Genomic DNA, 16,841 nt, shown 5'->3' with positions numbered 1-16,841 from the left:
TTGGTCTCGCTTCGATAGGCGGTCTGCGATCAAGTCCTTGGGCTACCGGTCATCAATGTACCGTCGATACCATCGGTCGAGAATCAAGAGATCCCAGAGATGGTGTCCGTTGTCGACGCCGTCGTTGACGTGTTCGGCAAACAGCGTTTCGAGGACAGCGGAGTTGAATACCTCTCTTTGACCGTGTCGTTCAACCATCTCACGTCCGTGTTCTCGGAGACCTGACCGGAACCATTGGTGGACGGGGACGCCGAATCCCTGTTTCTCCCGCTTTATGACGGGATCAGGGACTAGATCCTCGAATGCTCGTTTCAATATCCACTTTTTCTCTCCCCGACGCCATTTGTATTTCGCAGGAATGCGGGCACATAACTCAAGGACTGTATGATCGAGAAACGGCGATCGTGCCTCCAAGGAGTGAGCCATCGTTGCGCGGTCGATTTTGACGAGCAGGTCGTCTGGGAGATAGGTTCTGATGTCGAACTGAAGCACCCGGTCGAGTCTCTCCGGACCATCTGTCTGGTCGTAATGGGATCTGAACCAGGCGAGTTTGTCCGCTTGCTGCTCTCCCGCCCATACGTCTTGGAAGCTCTCGTCGAAGAGGTGTGTCACGAAATGCGCGTACCGAACGTCTGGATCCGCGTCGGCGATCTCCACCATTCGCCGCGCGTAGTGAACTTGTTCAGGTCCATCTACGACCTCGTCCATTCCTGCGAGTACGGCTCGGGCGGCCCGTCGAAGCGGACTTGGGACGCGGCTTACGATTGAACAGATCTGATCGTACGTATATCGCGTGTAGCCGGCGAAGTTCTCGTCTCCCGCGTCTCCAGTTAATGCGACACGTATATCTTGTCCGGCCTTCTCCGAGACATAGTAGGTCGGGATCACTGACGTATCTCCAAACGGCATCTCGTAGTGCTCGATGATTTCAGGGAGTAACTCGACCGCATCGGGCGATACTGTGTACTCGTGATGATCCGTATCGTACGCGTCAGCGACGAGGTTCGCGAACTCGAGCTCGTTGTGTGACTCCTGTTCGAACCCAACTGAGTAGGTTTTCACCGGATCATCTGTCAAATCGCTCATGAGTCCGGTCGTGATGGTCGAGTCGATACCGCCCGACAGGAAGACACCGACCGGAACGTCGCTACGCATCCGCAAGCGGGTCGCCTCGCGCAACCGATTGCGGAGCCTGTCCATCAGTTTCTCGGGCGTCGCGTTCGACTGGGTTTGAAAAGAGAGGTTCCAGTATGATTCCTTTCTGATGCTGTCTTCACTAACGATCATGTACTCGCCGGGTTCTAGGCGCTGTACTCCTTTGAAGCCGGTATCCGGACTGGGGACGTAATGGTACTGGAGAAATGACCAGATAGCTGCTTCATCTGCCCTTGCTGGGACCCGTGGGTCAGAGAGAATCGTCTTGATTGTTGACCCGAACCTCATTCCGTTTTCGTCGTGATAATAAAACAGCGGTTTCTGCCCGGTTCGGTCACGGGCGAGAAAAAGCTGTTCGGCTTCATCGTCCCAAATTGCAAAGGCGAACATACCTCGCAGTCGAGAGAGACAGTCAGTGCCGTACTCATCATACATATGCAACAGCACCTCCGTATCGGTATTCGACCTGAATGAATGCCCCGTGAGGTCGTCTTTAAGTTCCTGGAAGTTGTATATCTCGCCATTGAATACTATCCACACAGACCCGTCTCTGTTCGACATCGGCTGGTGACCGGCGTCTGAGAGGTCGAGAATGCTTAGACGCCGGTGGGCCAGCAGGATGGGTCCGTCTGCGTGGATACCTTTGTCATGTGGTCCTCGATGAAACATACAATCCGTCATTGCGGCACCAACATCCGGGTCCGGCCGACCGTTGAACGATAGCACCCCTCCGATTCCACACATTGAGCGTACGAAATTGAACATCAGGCCCGCATACAAGTGTGTCGTTTGTGGGCAGGACCGGAAACGGCCGTTCAGTAGGCCATCGGATTGAAGTGTCGTTCTCACTCACCCCGGTATGTGATTCGTTCCTTCCCCAAGACGTCGACGACCGCTGAATCTCCGTCGGGTCGTCGCCTATCTGCTCCACGACATCGCGGGCTGCCAGCTCGCCGAACGCATCGGAGTCTACTGGAACGTCTTCGAACGTCCAGCGGTCACGCTGCTCGTCCACAGCAAGTGCACCTTATAGCGGATATTCGAGTACCAGTCGTTCGTTGAGATTCTCCGAAACGGCGCCAGCGTCGTCCATACGCTGTCTCAATCCGAGGAACGAATAAATCCACGACTCTCGGGGTATCCCCGCGTGGCCCGTCTCACGGGCTCATCGCCGGGCGGTGTTCGTTTGAGTGACGTCTTCCAGCACGTTCCAAATCTGCCTGATAACGATCTTCAGGTCGAACCAGAACGACTGTTTCCGGATGTACTCGATGTCGAATCGCAACTTCTCTCGTGGATTCGTCGAAGAGACATTGTTGATCTGTGCTAGTCCCGTCAGTCCCGGCTTGACGAACCAGCGCTTGCGCCAGCTCTCGGCCTCTTCCTCTAGCAGCGTCTCCTCGTCGGTCCAGGCGGCCCGCGGACCGACGACGCTCATCTTTCCGGCCAGGATCGCGAACAGCTGGGGGATCTCGTCGAAGTGCGTCTTGCGCAGGAGGCGACCGATTCTTGTGATCCGGTCGTTCTCCTCGTCTTCGTTCGGGGTCGTTTCCTCGCCCCCAACGAACATTGAGCGGAACTTGTAGACGGTGAACGTATCGCCGAACTCGGCCGTCCGTTCCTGGCTATAGAATATCGGGCCACGACTATCCAACTTTATCGCCACAGCGATGAGGACCACTAGCGGCGAGAGGACGAGCAATCCCGCGAGCGCGAATGCCACGTCGAACAGCCGCTTCGCCACGTAATCCTGCCAGTCCCACGGTTCAAGATTGACTTCGACGAGGTCGCCTCTGCTGACCGAACTCGTCAGGATGGCATCTGCGTGGTCTCGGTGGGCGAGTGTCGTCACGCCGTGCTCATAGCACTCGTCAAGCGCACCAAAGAACTCAGCCCGGTCGGTCTCTGAGAATGCCAACAGCGCCGTGTCGATGCCGTACTTCACGAACACTTCATCAAGCCGCGAGAGCCCGCCGAGGTTCGAGAGTTCGTCCAGACGTTGCCTGACCGTCCCACCGTCTGCCAGTTCGACCGCGGCCGTGTCGCGATGTTCCTCGGTCGCATACGACGACGGCGGAGAGACGTAGCCGAGGACGGGGATGTCCGTCGTCGCGAGGATATCCTCCATCGCCTGTGGGTCGTCGCCGATGATGATCGCCCGCGACTGTGCACTCGGACGGCGACGGATGGCGGTCATCCACGCCGGTAACGCGGCGAGGAGGAAGACCGTGAGGAGCATGAGCGTCGACCGGGGTAAACTGTAACTGTAGTCGTAGTAGCCCAGCGCCGCGAGTCCGACCATCGCGAGGAAGACCCGCTTCTGGGTCAGCAGCATCGTGTCGAGAATGCGGCGAGGGCGCGGTTTGAAGACCGGCCACATCGCGGCCAGCGTCACGACGAGTACGGTCGAGATGGCGCCGGTCAGATCGCCGTCAGCGAGGACGGCCGGCGCCGGTCGTCCGAAGTACGGAACCTGACTGAACAGGTCCTGAACGAGGATGTGATTGGCGACCAGCACCGCGAACGCGGTCAGGAACACCGTTCCGACAACGCTCGCGAGGCGATACCGCCACCGGATGGCCATTATTATCTGTAACTGCAGTCGGATGGCATAAGAGCTACGACCCGTTTTGCTATTGATGACTTAAAAGAACTCTATTTTTCATAAGATCTCTCACATCAATACGGAAATGGGTCCTTCGATACGTCCTTGAATCTCTTTGGATCCCTCGTGTCCCAATCGTATTAGCAAGTTAAAAATAGGCCACGGTTAGAGGAATCAATAATGGATATAGACTCTAAATTAGTGGACCGTCCCGTCTTCGTAACCGGCGCAGATGGCTTTATCGGCTCTCATCTTGTTGACCGCCTTGTAAAGTCTGGAGCCGATGTTCACGTGTTTGTTCGTGCGACTTCTAGCGGCGAACTCAACAACATCGTACATCAGTCGGACGAAGTTACTGTCCATAGAGGTGACCTGAGAGATCCGCATTCAGTTCGCAAAGCACTCTCCGCTCTCGAAGATCACAGTGATTCGCTCATCTTCCATCTCGCGGCGCAGGCCCACGTTGGCGAATCCTGGGATCGACCGTACGAAACTGTCGAGACGAACATCAATGGGACCCTCAATCTCTTACAAGCCGTCGTCGATCTTGATCTAGACGTCGCAAAAATCGACACCGCTGGCACCAGTGAGGAGTATGGAAACGTCAAAGAGGAGATGGCAGAAAAACACGAGTTCCAAGACGATGGCCGTGTGCTCCTTAGTGAGCGTTCACCGGTCAATCCGACGAGCATTTATGCGACATCGAAACTCGCGTCAGATTTCTTGACGATGAACTTCCACGATGGGTACGGGCTGCCAACCGTCACGACGCGGATGTTCAATAACTACGGTCCTCGACAGAATCCACGGTATATTACGGGGACAATCATCACACAGGCTCTAGAGCAGGAGGTCGTCAAACTCGGGAATCTCCAACCTAAACGAGATCTGTGTTACGTGAGTGACGGCGTTCGTGGCCACCTCCACGTCGCTCTGGAGGGGTCACCCGGTGAACAGTACGTATACGGCTACGGCGAGAACATCTCGATGCGCGAATGGACCAACCTCATTCTCGAAGTAGGGAGTGAGAACGGATACTGGGACAACCCCGAGATCGTTCAGCGCGAAGATCGGTACCGCCCAGGTGATAGTGACGTTGAGGAACTCCTCGTCGGTTACGAGAAACTCAACGAGGAGACCGGCTGGGAGCCCGAAGTTAGTTGGGAAGAAGGTGTCCTGAAGACGATTGACTGGTACGCGAACAACCGCGAACAGTGGTACGGGCGGGTGGACTGGCGATGAGTGCAGGTTACTGGGACGGGAAAACCGTCATGGTGACCGGAGGTGACGGATTCCTCGGAAGCCATCTCGTCGAAGATCTCGAATCCAGATCCGACAACGTGGAAATATTCGTTCCCAGAAGCAGCGAGTACGATCTACGGGAACGTACCAATACCCGCCGCGCCTTCCAGGACTCGGGTGCAGATGTTGTAATTCATCTGGCCGCAACAGTGGGTGGGATCGGTGCAAACCGAGAGAACCCGGGTCGGTACTTCTACGATAATGCTATCATGGGCATCGAGCTCATGGAGATGGCACGGCAGTTCGACGTCGAGAAGTTCACCATTCTCGGTACTATCTGTGCCTATCCGGAGAATACGCCTGTCCCCTTCTCCGAAGAGGACCTGTTCGATGGCTATCCTGAACCGACGAACGCTCCGTACGGGATCGCGAAGAAAGCGCTGCTCACGCAGTCGAAAGCCTACCGCAAGCAGTACGACTTCAACAGCATCTATCTGATGCCCGTCAACCTCTACGGGTCCCGAGACGACTTCGATCTGGAGTCGTCGCACGTGATCCCCGCCATCATCCGGAAGTGCGTGGAAGCACGGGAGCGAGGCGACGAGTCGATCACTGCGTGGGGAACCGGCGAACCGACCAGAGAATTCCTCTATGTGGAAGATGCCGCCGAAGGAATTCTTGACGCGACCGAGCGGTACGATGAGAGCGAACCGGTAAATCTCGGTAGCGGAATGGAAATTAGTATCCGAGAGCTCGTTGAGACAATCGCCGACGTGACCGGATTCGAGGGTGAAGTTGAATGGGATACCTCGAAACCCGACGGACAGATGCGCCGTCGTCTGGACGTTTCGCGCGCCAAAGAACGGTTCGACTGGAAGGCTTCAACCGAATTCGAAGAAGGGCTTCAGCGGACTGTAAACTGGTTCGAGAACCAGCATAACTGATCAAACCATCTTCAATTGGTCTATCGAAGGTTATTGAGGGTTATAATCAAACAAGTGTTGACCTCTGACTACGGCATTTTGTGACTCGAATGGCCCGGTTACGATAGTCCGTCATATTATAGACCATCCTCGCCAATCGCATTGCGATCTACAACCCGCAGAATACGCATATCCAGCGGAACTACCCCGTGTACGACCCTTGTTCCGGGCATACACCCTATCTCGGTCCCCGCTATGATTGCGTTTCACACCCCAATTCGTGCCTAGACTCACCCGAAATCTATCGTTCGAAGCCGATCGAACAGAAGCACGTATCGGCAATAGGAACGTCCCACAAGCGGTTTCGCGGCTATATCGTCGTTTGCGCCTGCCGCCGAAACATGTCAACATCTCTCTGAATCGGATTCCTCAATCGGAAAACTTTAGCAGTAGAGACGGTCTTTCACTACACTTGTAACTCCTCATGATAATTATTTGTTCCAACATGTAGTCAGACGCCGACCGCGCTCCGCGGGGATTTCGGGCGTCTGATCGCCCTTGAGGTGGACAACGTCTCTCGCCCCGGTGACCAGCTGGGAGTCTAGCCTCGAACTGGAGATATCCTCGTTATACTAGCGGGAATTTTCTAACCTTGACCTCCGGCATTACCCGCTACTTTGACCGTATTAGCAGGAATCCACCGATTTCATGGGGTTGCAGATATGCGGCGTGGTCAAATCTATATATCATCCGTGGACAGTTGGTGTCATCGGTGACCGCAGCATCGGGGTACAGTGGTTCTAGCCGACGACTGCCGATCGAGACCCGATACGACAAGCTACCGACGCCAGATGAACACCCGCGCTTGCTCTATTAGTCCGTGTCTGTTACCTAGTTCGTGTCCGGTTGGGCGACTCTCTCACTCCGCCGACGCTAGTCACCGGCGACACCAGTTGTCGCCGGGGTCGACTCCTTTGGTTCCACTGACTCACTACCTGCACGCGTCTCCCCAGGAATCTCTGCATCTGCTGGCAACACCACTCGACGCTCTTTGTACTGGAGACCATCGGCACGCCGAGAGCGCAGTTCGTCGTACAACCGATGCTTCGACAGATCCAGCAGCGAATCGATCGTCCGCCGCGCGAGCTTCGTCGCATAATCGGGACTCACGTCGCCCTCTTGGATCCGAATCCACGTCGCTAGCTTGCCGGCGTCGAGATATTCCCGGACACCGTTGCAACCGGTCTTCCAGAGGTCGCCTGACGGTCCGTGGCGGGCTTGCCAGACTTGTGCGGCCAGGCGGTCGGGGCGCGCATCCGTAACGGACTGGAGCGTCTCCTCGTCCAGCTGTGCAAGTTGCTGGATGGGTAGCAGATCTCCGTGGGCGAGCGCGACAATCCCGTCACTATCGAGCGGGTCCGATTCCGCGGGGAGTCGGATGTACTTCCCGTCGTCTTTGCTGATTCGCTCGACAGTGTCCTCGTGGAGTTCGAGCAAGTCGTCGTCCAGTGTCGGTTTAACGTGATCCCAGCGGAGGTGTGCGCCCTTCTCGAGTTCACGGGACTGGAGTTCTCCGATCATCCCGCGGCTGATCTTCATCCGTTTCCGGAGTGCATCGAGGAGGGCGTTCTGGCGCTCGACGGTCATTTCAAGTTCGTCGACGCGCGTTTCAGCTGCTTCACGTGCCTGGCGCTCAGAATCGTGATCGGCTTCGAGTTCGGTGATGCGGGCTGCCTGCTGTTCGACAGTCGCTTCGAGGGCGGCCACACGTGCTTCGAGCGACTCATTGTCGGTCATCGATGATCCCCTCCGGGAATGAGATACGTCGAGCGAGCAGAGGCTGGTACAACTCCACTCGTCACAGCAGAGTTGCAGGGTGATGCGACTCGTCGTGCGGGAAGTTGAAGTCCCCGCGGCGTGATTACGAACATGTCGGTCGTTCCGACTCCACGCGGCGGCCGTGCTAGACCACGGTCGCCGATTTTCCGGCGAAATTCTCACCGCATAGAGTCTGATATGTACTGCCTTTGCTACCGGCTTAATAGTTGCTAATGGTAAATGGATGGAGTCGGAATCAATAATCCGGAGGTCGTGTAATTGGTGGTGTGAGTCGCGGTCCCGATCCCTCTGTCAAGACACGTGAAATCCTACGGTTCTTCGTCGAGTCGCCGGACCCCGGTTTCACCGCGACTGAAGTTAGTGAGGAATTCGAAAAGAGTCGACAGTGGGCGGACAACCGGCTTAAGTCCCTTGAGAGTGATGGATATCTTATGAGTAAGAATCCAGGCGGACGTGCTCGGTTCTTCTGGATTTCGACAACTGGGGAACAGTATCTTGCGGATACCCGCGATAGTTAATTCTCTGAAACCCACCAAATCACGTTTCGCGGCCCAGACTTCTTTCGATTGATCCGCTCGCTATCGTGAAGATTTTGAAGTCGATTGTGTGCCCACTGACGTGTCATCCCGAACATTCCTGCGACTTCTGCAGCTGTCACGAACGGATCGTCCTGGTCGCAGATTGCAGCAATAATCTCACTATCCGAGACGGTTCGCTTCCCCTGTGTCATACGTGCGAATGTCTGTTTACCAAAAGCAAAAGTATTATGGTGGCCGCTTACAATACAATTAGATAGGAACACCGGCTCTCTCGGGCGATATATCGCAGAAAGCGCCCGCCTGCTGGAACCAGGCGAGCCGGGTTCTTCCAGAACCCATGCCGAAAAATGATCCCCCTCTTGAAGAAGGTATTGCTGAGCAACTCGCCCACGACGCCAACTACCTCGGCACTGACGGCGACGGTGCGACCCACTTCTGGAGTCGCTACGAACGAACGGTCTACGTTGTCGACGCCGGCGAGGTCGAATCGTGGGCGTTCGCAGAGACGCCCCTCTCGACGCTGACCGACTGGTTGACCCACGTCGAGACTATCCGCGGCGCCTGGGAAGACCACCGCGTGAGCACTAGAGGCTGGGCCGCTATCATCGCCGGCGCCAGTTCGACAGAGTACGTCTAAGATGGATGACAATGAATTCGTGGTCGAGTACACGCCCAAGAGTGGCCCACGTCGACGAGTCCGATTCGTTCGATCGTCTGAATCGGACTGTTGGCGAGTGACCGAGATCTACGCCGGATGCCACTGGCGAGAGACCGGTCGTGAGCGGGTGACTGATATAGAAATGATCAAGACCGGTTGATGGCTGAGGCTGTCAATACAAACGCTCAAGACCGGCAATCGCAGAGTACTGTCGATGCTAATCGCCGCTACGGTCGATCACTGCTCGCTCCCGACTCACTTGGATTTTGAATCCACATCCCAGCAAAAGTGGTGTTAAAGTGACATCCACCCCGCCGTGAACGGCGGGGCTTCCCACACGGTGGGAATGCCAGTCAGTCGTTGCTGGCAGGGGGTTTCGACTCTTGGAATGCCGTGAGCGTCATCTGCGAGGGTATCCCACTCGTCTCCCGGTGAGTCGTGGCCGTGTCACAACGGCTCCCATCCTGTGGCGAGTCATCGCCCGCCGGTTTCAGCGGCAGGCTCTCTCCCCACGGGTCTACGCGTCGTGCGATGTTTGCACTAGCGTTAATGTCCGCTTGAAACGTCGATACGTGGCACTCCAGATTCTTGCACTCGAACTCGGCTTGCTGAGGCCGATACCCAATGTGCTGGCACGCATGGCACGTTTTGCTCGTGTACTGTGGGTGAACATATCTAACCGGAATCCCCGCGTCTCGGGCTTTGTCCTCGATACGGTCCTGCAAGCGAGCAAACGCCCACGAGTGCAGGCGTCGGTTCATGTACTTCCCGTAGTCCAGCGACTCCCGAATGTACGCCAAGTCTTCCATCACAATAACGGGATTTTCAAATTGCGTGGCGTACGCAACGGCCTTCTGAGAGGCCTTCTCGATGATGTCCGTGAGTCGGTTCTGGTAGTACGAGAAGCGTTCTTCAACACGCCATTCGGGCGCGTCTCGCTCTTGGAGACGCGTGAGCGTGGTGTGTATCTCCTTTCGGAGTCGTTTGGCTTCGTTCCCCTTGATGAGCAACGGTTCGGTGGGAGCACCGTGCTGGAGGGCACAGCCCGTGACCAGCATCGACTCCCCAATATCGAAGCCGACCCGAGTCGCATTCTCGGGCATCTCGGTCGTGTCTTCGACCTCGTATTCGACAGTGACGTGGAGCGTCCACGTTTTCCGATGTTTCTGCAAACGAAGTTCTCCCACGCCCGTACTCGATTCGTCATCGAGGAGATCATTCCATAGTCGCTCTTGCTTGGGGTTCAGTCGGAGTGGAATCCAGAAGTTGGTTCCGCGACCGGGTTGGGGAACGTTCCAACAGATTTCGTACTCACGTGAAGAGTCGCAGTCGAACTTCCCGGCCCGATTCACGAAGCGGACCGGGTGTTCGTCGTCCAACTCATTCGCGTTGTATGTGTTGTGGAGTTTGGGGACGTAGGATTTGAGGGCGTCTTTCGCTTGGTACGGCAAGTTGTACGGTGTCACCACGTCGTTCGTGGCATTCATCGTCGTACAGTCTTGCTTGAAGGCGTCGTGGAGTGCGTCACGGTATTCGGACAGCGTTTGCTGGAGACGTTGCTCTTTGCACCGCGTGGGTGGTGCAAGCGTGGCTTCCAGCGTCTTAGTCGCTGTCAGAGTGGTTGACATCATAGCCTTCGGATTCGAGTCCTTTGCGAAGGAGTTCAGGATATGCGCGGGAGTGGCGTATCCCGTGGTCGCGGGCGTATTGCTTCACGGCCTCGTGAAGTGGCCCCCCGCGCTCCATATCGAAGTCGGCTCTCATCCGTCTAAACGTAAGTTCTTACGTAAGTTAAAAATGACGGTCGATATTCGGATCGAGCATCAGAACGTGGTTATTGAGGGGATTGTCGGATTCCCTCCCGGCCTGAAGGCCGGGATTCCCTCCTTGTAGGAAGATGGACGGAGGATACAGCGGGCACGTAGTCCTGCCGCTGTACACGAGGTGGGACGAAATCTGGTGGACCAGACACCAAACCGACCGCTGCCCGCCGAAAATGTGATTTTCTTAATGACAGCTCGCTTGTTCCTCCCCAGATACGTTAGAGCGAAAATACGCACATGTGCACTATCTGTTATCAGTTTGCAGGTATCCTTTTGGGGAACACCGGCCTCTTAATATATGCGTCCCTCGTGGGACGTTATCGTATCGCTCGCTCCCGAAATAGCTGTGTCCTGCCCGGGCTGGCAGCCACTCCGACTGCCGCCCGGAGCGGTTTGCCGTGTCTCTGTTCAAATTGGCGCGGAATGTTCGTGGTTTAGTGATGATCTCTGATCGGTTCGAATTCGACCGTATGGAGGCACTCAGCTACACGCTTGAGATCGCGTCTGTCCCTGAAGACGAGACGGTTCTCTTCCAACCGGCCGACTATATGGAGCAACATGGCCTCACCGCGTTCGATGCGTATCACATTACCTACGCTAACCACGATCCGGTCATCTCGTCGGATAAGTCCTTTGACGATGTCACTGACGACCGAATTTCGATCGAAGAGGAAACTCCTGACTGACGTCCCCCCACTCGAGGTCTCGACGTTGTCAACCACAGTCCAGAGAATCAACCGAAGCTACTTACGTGATACAAGCGTATCACAGCATATGAGCACCGACAGTGACGCCGGCGGTGACGGCGAAATGGAGAAGATCAACGTCCGAGTGCCACAGTCGCTGCTGGCACAGGTCGACGAGGTCTGGGAGGAGCGTGGCTACGCGAACAAATCCGAGTTCATCCGTGACGCCCTCCGGGATGCCGTCAACCCACCAACGCAGCTGTCCGAGGAAGCACTCGAGCATCTAGCCGAGAGCCGCGACCAGCGGGAGCAGGGTGAGACGGTTTCGCAGGACGACGTGAAGGACCGGCTGGGGATCGATGACTGAGGTCGAGTGGACACAGAAAGCACTCGATTTACCTGAATTGAGGCGCTAAGGCTCCTTCCTCAAGGAGCGACCGAAGGGAGCGAGTAGGGAGGGGATACAGTGCCGCACAGGTCTCATACACTGATTGGTCGCAATTCCACAGGCCCACCGTCACTTTTATGTTTCAATATTGTATATACACTGGTGATGGATAGGCACGAAATAGAAGGCCATGAAGTCATCACGGGGACAGCCAAAGCGACCGGTAACGGCGCTCACGTTCTCGTCCCGAAGGACTGGCGTGGTGCAAACGTGAAAGTCGTCCGAACGAGCGAACCCATCGACGAATAGCTCTCCAGATGAACTACAACTACAGGTATCGACTCCGACCATCCGACGCTCTTGAAAAACAGTTAGCGTGGACTGTCGATACCTGTAGACAAGTCTACAACCATTTCCTCCACCGACTCAACCGGAACGACGACACTTCGGCCTACTCCGAACAGAAGCTCCTGCCAAGCCTCAAGAAGTGGTGGAACGACCTGGAAAGCGTTCACTCGAAGGTTCTCCAGAAAGTCGTTCAACGGCTGTACGACAACCTTTCAACGCTTCGCGGTCGCAAAGAGAACGGCCACCACGTCGGCACTCTCAACTGGAAGACTCCGGGCGAGTACCGCAGTTTCACCTACAGTCAGTCCGGCTTCAAGCTCAAAAACACGAGCGGTCGGACGCGGCTGTGGCTCTCAAAACTCGGTACGATCCCGCTCACCTTCCACCGCGACCTGCCCGACGACGCCGAAATCAAGACGGTCACAATCAAGCAGGAACCGACCGGGGAGTGGTATGCCATCCTCGGTATCGAGACACCGGACGACTCGCCCGCGAAACCGGAGAATCCCGAGAAGTGTGTTGGTATCGACGTAGGGATTCTCAAGTACGTTCACGACACGGACGGCACCGCCGTCGAATCTCCCGACCTCTCGGTGGAACGCGAGCAATTGGAACGCGCACAGCAGAACCTCTCGCGGAAGGTACACGGGTCTGCAAATTGGGAGAAACAGCGTCGTGTGGTGGCCGAACGCCACGCTGACCTCAAGCGAAAGCGACGCGACTTCCTCCACAAGTTGGCGAACTACTATGCCACCGAGTACGACTTGGTGGCCGTAGAGGACTTGGACGGGAAGGGCTTGGTGGAACTGCCGGGTAACTCGCGGAACCGAGCAGACGCGGCATGGGGAACGTTCCTGTGGATGCTTGAATATAAATGCGAACGCGAGGGAACGCACTTTGTCGCTGTTGACCCAAAAGACACGACCAAAGAGTGTGCTTCCTGCGGTGTCAAGACGGACAAGCCGTTGTGGGTCCGTGAACACTCTTGCCCGTCGTGTGGGTTCGAGGCAGATAGAGACGCGAACGCGGCGTGGAATATCCTTTCTCGCGGTATCACGAAGCGGTTAGGAGCGGGACACTCCGAATCAACGCCTGTGGAGACTGTGCTCCCTGTGGACACCAATTCGGTGTCTGCAAAGTGCGTCATGGAATCAGGAAGCCCCACCCTCAAGCGTGAGCCGTCAGGCGAACGATAGGGTGGGGTAGTTCACTGGAGGGACTCGACACCGAAGCCCAGGAGCGGCTGGTCAAGAAACTCGACGAGGCGAAAGACTGGACGTCCCATCGCCTCGAAAAGCTCAGCGGTTTTCCATACTACAAGCTTCGCGCTGGCGACTACCGGGGAATTATCACCTGGGACCGCGAGGAGGACGTTCTCATCGTCGAAGCAGTCGGGCACCGACGGAATATCTACGACCGCCACCTCCCACCGTAACAAACGCTGCCTACGGAGCAATTCGGTGGAGACGAGCCCGGTGTAATGGTTTGTACTGGCGTGCGGCGATTCATCCCGCCCTACTCGTTCACTACTGTTCGCTCCTTGAGAACGGGGCATTCTCGCCTCAATTCTGGTAAATGCGTGATACGGGTACCAATTCTGTCACGTCTTCGATTCTGGGGTTTGTTCGAGACTCCCTACCTCGAACTCACTGGCTCGAATTCGGAGCGGGAACCAGCCCTCTTCGTCGACTCCGAGCAACGCCTCGGAAAAGCCGTCTTCGTCGTTGCCAGCCTTCGCGGTACGAATCCAGTTCACTTCGCGCTCACTCAACCCGAACCACTCTGCAAGTTTCTCGGCTTCCTCTTGCACGCGATGGATCAGCGTGATCGAACAGAGATTCGCGATCGTCCGCGCTTCGGGCGTCAAGGCGAACTCACCCCCAGTCTGGGTGATGAAGTGCAACGAGAGATCGTAGTGGCGACTGTGTCGAACCGCTGTCTCTAAGAACTCCAACGATGTCGCGTCGTTCATCAGATAGTGTGCCTCGTCGATAGCGAAAACCACCCGCTTGTCCGTGCCCTTTGCTCGCTCATATACAGCGTTGAACAACACCTGCATCATGAGACTCGTCTCCGAGCGACCGGACGCCCCTTCTTCCTGGTGCAAGTCCAGATACAACACCGACGAGTCCAGGTCGAAGGCCGTCTGTTCCGCGAGATTAGCGAGGTCACCACCCGGACGGAACGAAGGCCGAAGGTCCGTCAACAACGATTGTGCGTCACCCTCGACGCTCGCTTGCTCTCCTTCAGTCGCGTAGCCAAACCCAGCCGGATCTGCCAGCAGATCTTCGAGGACTGCGATCACGTCGCGGATCGTCGGCGACTCCCGGTCATGAGTCGAGGGCGCCCGCGTAATCCCCTGCCGTTCGTAGGCCTCTTGGACGGCCCGCCGAAGCGTTTGCTTGCGGCCGCCAAGGGGATTGGTCGCGACGTGCGTGAAGAACGTCTCGAAGAACGTGAGCACCCACGAGATCTGCTCTGACCAGGGATCGATATCGGGCGCGTTGGCGAGCACTTCTGGTGGTGTGGCTTTCAACTCGAGTGGGTTGATGCCTTGGGTCCCGCCGACAGTGATGCGCTCGCCACCGAGCGCCTCGTTCACACCGGCGAATCCCTCCAGCGGGTCGAGCATGATGATGACCGTGTCCTGGTCATACATCGCCCGCCGCAGTAACTGCAGTTTCGTCGAGAAAGATTTCCCCGCGCCGAGTTGGCCGATGACCATCGTGCAGTAGCCCGTCTCTCGCTCGAACCGGTCGAGAATCAACGGACTTTCGTTGAGCGCATAGGTTCCGTACTCGATACCGGGTTCGGCGAACGCGCCGGCGACGAACGGGAACATCGATCCGACAGCACCAGCGAGCATCGGGGTCGTCGTATCCATCGACTCGTTCAACTTATCGACGCCGACCGGACTGGCCGAGACGAAGGTGTCGAGCTGAGCCCATCGCGGCGTGACGGGTGTCAGATTCGTCGGCGACTGCCGGGCGGTACTCGTGACGCCGTCGACGTTCAACTCGTCGGGTGAGTCCCCCTGGACGGCGAGATACATCGAGACGTCGAACGCACTCATCGACGTGTTCCTGAGCGCATCGTACAGTGCTTGGTAGTCCTGAATGTCTTTCTCGACGCCTCGGGCACCCGCACGCCGCTTCTCTTCGAGATACTCCCGGTCGGCCTGTAGGTCCTCAATCGTATTTTCGAGCGTATCCAGTGTCGCGTTCGTGTCTCGCGGCGAGATGTGGAGACTGATGTCCGTCCGCCGCGTGTCCGCCGTGGAATACAGCGTCTCGAAGAGACCGTCCATCGGCGTATCGGGATACTCCCCGACCCACAGCGTTCGCGTCCACTGCTCGCCCGTCCGGACGGCGTTGGGTTTTCGTTCAATGCTCGAGGGCGTGACGACCGTCTGGTGGATGTCCGGGACCGACGGAGTGTCTCCGCCCCCGTTCACACTCGAGGGGTCGTAGTCGACGCTCACGCCCGCTGCAGCACCGCCACCCGTCTCGCTTGTCGTGGGCGGCTCCGCTTCGGTGCTGCCTGCATCCGGGCCCTCGGACTCCCCGGACGGATCGGTCTCCGTCTCACGAGTCGGGAGGGCAGACAACAGCGTCTCGATCATCGCTCTGGCCCTCCGACGACACCACGAGTTCGAAGAACCTGCTCTAGATGGCCGTAGCCCATCGATTCATCGCTCCAGTACTCCCCGACCACCTTCGTCGCCTCTGTCGCATCGATGCGGTGGGCTGTACAGCCATCGATACCGCGGATGCCCGCCCGGACTCGTTCGAGGCGATCGTCGAGTTCGTCGATCAGTGCCTGTCGCTCGACGGCCTCACGGGGTGCGTACAACTCACGGACGAACAACCCAACCAGAGGAACCGCGGCGAGTTGCTGTGCGAGACTTGCGTCGTCGAATCGAACCTCCGTGGGCGCGACCGGGACGACGACGTAGTGGTCACGAATCGTCATCCGGCGCTGGTCGAGTTCATCCTCGTACCACGCGACGTAGTTCTCGATAAGCCCCTCGAGCTGGGGATTCGCCTCCACGTCGGGATCGTCAAGCCGTGATTCGTAGCGAGCGAGGTGATCATCGACGGGAAACGGCTGGGTCGTCGAGTAGATCTGGATCGGGAACTCGACGGTCGTGTTGAGAAAGTCCTGGAAGCTTTCGGCCTTCTGTGCCCACTCCTCGCTAGTCGCCAGCGCCATCGTCGGCGGGATGACCTGCACGAGCCCGAAGACTGCCCCGTCCGTGCGTTCGATCGCGTTCCGATTGGGATACACCCGCTCGATCTGGGTGTACTCTTTGGCGGCCTCGTGGTCAAGGTCTGCGGCACGACTATGGAAAGTCACCATTGAGGTGACCCAGTCGGCGCTGGTCGTATACGCGGGCGTCAGGTAGACGAAGAGCGCGCCGAGTCCTATCATCACGCCGGCGAGCGGGAGTGCAAGCGTCTGCACGTGATAGCCGCGGATGGTCAGCCCAGCCGGGAGGAGCACCTGGACACAGAGAACGACGACCACGCCGGGAAACAACGCCACGGCAAGGTCCGTCATCGTGTAGCTGCCGAGTAGTTTTGTATCGGTACCGAGCGATTTTGGAATGCGTTTTGCGGGATTGCGGTCTTGCAT

14 protein-coding genes and 1 pseudogene are annotated in these 16,841 nt (G+C 57.1%); 9 read left to right on the top strand and 6 right to left on the bottom strand.

Translation table 11 applies throughout. The annotated features are described in order from the left end of the window. Positions 1 to 42 precede the first annotated feature (42 nt). Together asnB and ACMGFE_RS15995 are read right to left on the bottom strand one after the other, a co-directional pair. Positions 43 to 1,899, bottom strand: coding sequence for an asparagine synthase (glutamine-hydrolyzing) (gene asnB, locus ACMGFE_RS16000; protein WP_436926227.1), 1,857 nt, complete (start codon positions 1,897 to 1,899; stop codon positions 43 to 45). 421 nt (positions 1,900 to 2,320) lie between these two features. Further along, positions 2,321 to 3,739: a sugar transferase gene (locus ACMGFE_RS15995; protein WP_436926226.1), complete on the bottom strand. Its 1,419-nt coding sequence runs from the start codon at positions 3,737 to 3,739 to the stop codon at positions 2,321 to 2,323. Positions 3,740 to 3,940: 201 nt separating this feature from the next. On the opposite strand from ACMGFE_RS15995, the gene ACMGFE_RS15990 reads away from it, so the two are divergent. Both ACMGFE_RS15990 and ACMGFE_RS15985 read left to right on the top strand, forming a co-directional pair. After that, the gene (locus tag ACMGFE_RS15990; protein ID WP_436926225.1) at positions 3,941 to 5,002 is read left to right on the top strand and encodes a GDP-mannose 4,6-dehydratase; all 1,062 of its coding nucleotides are present in this window, start codon (positions 3,941 to 3,943) and stop codon (positions 5,000 to 5,002) included. Further along, positions 4,999 to 5,946 (top strand): GDP-L-fucose synthase family protein, encoded by a 948-nt coding sequence (locus ACMGFE_RS15985; protein ID WP_436926224.1) that lies wholly within the window; start codon positions 4,999 to 5,001, stop codon positions 5,944 to 5,946. Before ACMGFE_RS15990 ends, ACMGFE_RS15985 begins: the two co-directional genes overlap by 4 nt. 912 nt (positions 5,947 to 6,858) lie before the next feature. Here ACMGFE_RS15985 and ACMGFE_RS15980 read toward each other — a convergent pair. Then, entirely contained in the window at positions 6,859 to 7,722 is an 864-nt protein-coding gene (locus ACMGFE_RS15980) for a DUF8008 family protein (protein WP_436926223.1), read from the bottom strand. A gap of 918 nt (positions 7,723 to 8,640) precedes the next feature. Here ACMGFE_RS15980 and ACMGFE_RS15975 point away from each other — a divergent pair. Further along, positions 8,641 to 8,940, top strand: a complete 300-nt coding sequence (locus tag ACMGFE_RS15975) for a hypothetical protein (RefSeq protein ID WP_436926222.1) — start codon at positions 8,641 to 8,643, stop codon at positions 8,938 to 8,940. 374 nt (positions 8,941 to 9,314) lie between these two features. On the opposite strand, the gene ACMGFE_RS15970 is transcribed toward ACMGFE_RS15975, so the two are convergent. Further along, positions 9,315 to 10,589 (bottom strand): RNA-guided endonuclease TnpB family protein, encoded by a 1,275-nt coding sequence (locus tag ACMGFE_RS15970; protein ID WP_436926221.1) that lies wholly within the window; start codon positions 10,587 to 10,589, stop codon positions 9,315 to 9,317. On the opposite strand from ACMGFE_RS15970, the gene ACMGFE_RS15965 reads away from it, so the two are divergent. From ACMGFE_RS15965 to ACMGFE_RS15940, 6 genes and pseudogenes are all read left to right on the top strand, one after another. Beyond that, positions 10,549 to 10,854 (top strand): hypothetical protein, encoded by a 306-nt coding sequence (locus ACMGFE_RS15965; protein ID WP_436926396.1) that lies wholly within the window; start codon positions 10,549 to 10,551, stop codon positions 10,852 to 10,854. The two genes, ACMGFE_RS15970 and ACMGFE_RS15965, sit on opposite strands and share 41 nt — an antisense overlap. Positions 10,855 to 11,218: 364 nt before the next feature. Next, a pseudogene (locus ACMGFE_RS15960) lies at positions 11,219 to 11,470 on the top strand (type II toxin-antitoxin system VapC family toxin); the annotation flags it as partial. Positions 11,471 to 11,558: 88 nt separating this feature from the next. Beyond that, on the top strand, positions 11,559 to 11,837 hold the full coding sequence (locus tag ACMGFE_RS15955) for a ribbon-helix-helix domain-containing protein (protein WP_436926220.1): 279 nt from the start codon (positions 11,559 to 11,561) through the stop codon (positions 11,835 to 11,837). Between the two features lie 186 nt (positions 11,838 to 12,023). Further along, positions 12,024 to 12,167, top strand: a complete 144-nt coding sequence (locus tag ACMGFE_RS15950) for a DUF2080 family transposase-associated protein (RefSeq protein ID WP_436926219.1) — start codon at positions 12,024 to 12,026, stop codon at positions 12,165 to 12,167. A gap of 8 nt (positions 12,168 to 12,175) precedes the next feature. Beyond that, positions 12,176 to 13,402 carry an RNA-guided endonuclease InsQ/TnpB family protein gene (locus tag ACMGFE_RS15945; RefSeq protein WP_436926218.1) on the top strand — a complete coding sequence of 409 codons (1,227 nt, stop codon included), beginning with the start codon at positions 12,176 to 12,178 and terminating at the stop codon, positions 13,400 to 13,402. 14 nt (positions 13,403 to 13,416) lie between these two features. Beyond that, positions 13,417 to 13,641, top strand: coding sequence for a type II toxin-antitoxin system RelE family toxin (locus ACMGFE_RS15940; RefSeq protein WP_436926391.1), 225 nt, complete (start codon positions 13,417 to 13,419; stop codon positions 13,639 to 13,641). Between the two features lie 165 nt (positions 13,642 to 13,806). Here ACMGFE_RS15940 and ACMGFE_RS15935 read toward each other — a convergent pair whose 3' ends face one another. Both ACMGFE_RS15935 and ACMGFE_RS15930 read right to left on the bottom strand, forming a co-directional pair. Further along, positions 13,807 to 15,828: a VirB4 family type IV secretion system protein gene (locus ACMGFE_RS15935; protein WP_436926217.1), complete on the bottom strand. Its 2,022-nt coding sequence runs from the start codon at positions 15,826 to 15,828 to the stop codon at positions 13,807 to 13,809. After that, complete coding sequence (locus ACMGFE_RS15930) at positions 15,825 to 16,841, bottom strand: TraC-like domain-containing protein (RefSeq protein ID WP_495849302.1); 1,017 nt, start codon at positions 16,839 to 16,841, stop codon at positions 15,825 to 15,827. The genes ACMGFE_RS15935 and ACMGFE_RS15930 overlap by 4 nt, the downstream gene beginning before the upstream one ends.

The organism is Halosimplex amylolyticum (genome assembly GCF_051414035.1).
GTDB lineage: Archaea > Halobacteriota > Halobacteria > Halobacteriales > Haloarculaceae > Halosimplex > Halosimplex amylolyticum.
The sequence above is the reverse complement of the archived record's forward strand: the minus strand, read 5'-3'. Positions and strand labels throughout refer to the sequence as shown.

Excerpts from the sequence above, each read along its gene's own strand:
- ACMGFE_RS15985 (WP_436926224.1), top strand. The coding sequence starts at position 4,999 with ATGAGTGCAGGTTACTGGGACGGGAAAACCGTCATGGTGACCGGAGGT.
- ACMGFE_RS15980 (WP_436926223.1), bottom strand. The coding sequence starts at position 7,722 with ATGACCGACAATGAGTCGCTCGAAGCACGTGTGGCCGCCCTCGAAGCG.
- asnB (WP_436926227.1), bottom strand. The coding sequence starts at position 1,899 with ATGTGTGGAATCGGAGGGGTGCTATCGTTCAACGGTCGGCCGGACCCG.
- ACMGFE_RS15950 (WP_436926219.1), top strand. The coding sequence starts at position 12,024 with ATGGATAGGCACGAAATAGAAGGCCATGAAGTCATCACGGGGACAGCC.
- ACMGFE_RS15995 (WP_436926226.1), bottom strand. The coding sequence starts at position 3,739 with ATGGCCATCCGGTGGCGGTATCGCCTCGCGAGCGTTGTCGGAACGGTG.
- ACMGFE_RS15930 (WP_495849302.1), bottom strand. The coding sequence starts at position 16,841 with ATGCAAGACCGCAATCCCGCAAAACGCATTCCAAAATCGCTCGGTACC.
- ACMGFE_RS15945 (WP_436926218.1), top strand. The coding sequence starts at position 12,176 with ATGAACTACAACTACAGGTATCGACTCCGACCATCCGACGCTCTTGAA.
- ACMGFE_RS15970 (WP_436926221.1), bottom strand. The coding sequence starts at position 10,589 with ATGTCAACCACTCTGACAGCGACTAAGACGCTGGAAGCCACGCTTGCA.
- ACMGFE_RS15955 (WP_436926220.1), top strand. The coding sequence starts at position 11,559 with ATGAGCACCGACAGTGACGCCGGCGGTGACGGCGAAATGGAGAAGATC.
- ACMGFE_RS15935 (WP_436926217.1), bottom strand. The coding sequence starts at position 15,828 with ATGATCGAGACGCTGTTGTCTGCCCTCCCGACTCGTGAGACGGAGACC.
- ACMGFE_RS15975 (WP_436926222.1), top strand. The coding sequence starts at position 8,641 with ATGCCGAAAAATGATCCCCCTCTTGAAGAAGGTATTGCTGAGCAACTC.
- ACMGFE_RS15990 (WP_436926225.1), top strand. The coding sequence starts at position 3,941 with ATGGATATAGACTCTAAATTAGTGGACCGTCCCGTCTTCGTAACCGGC.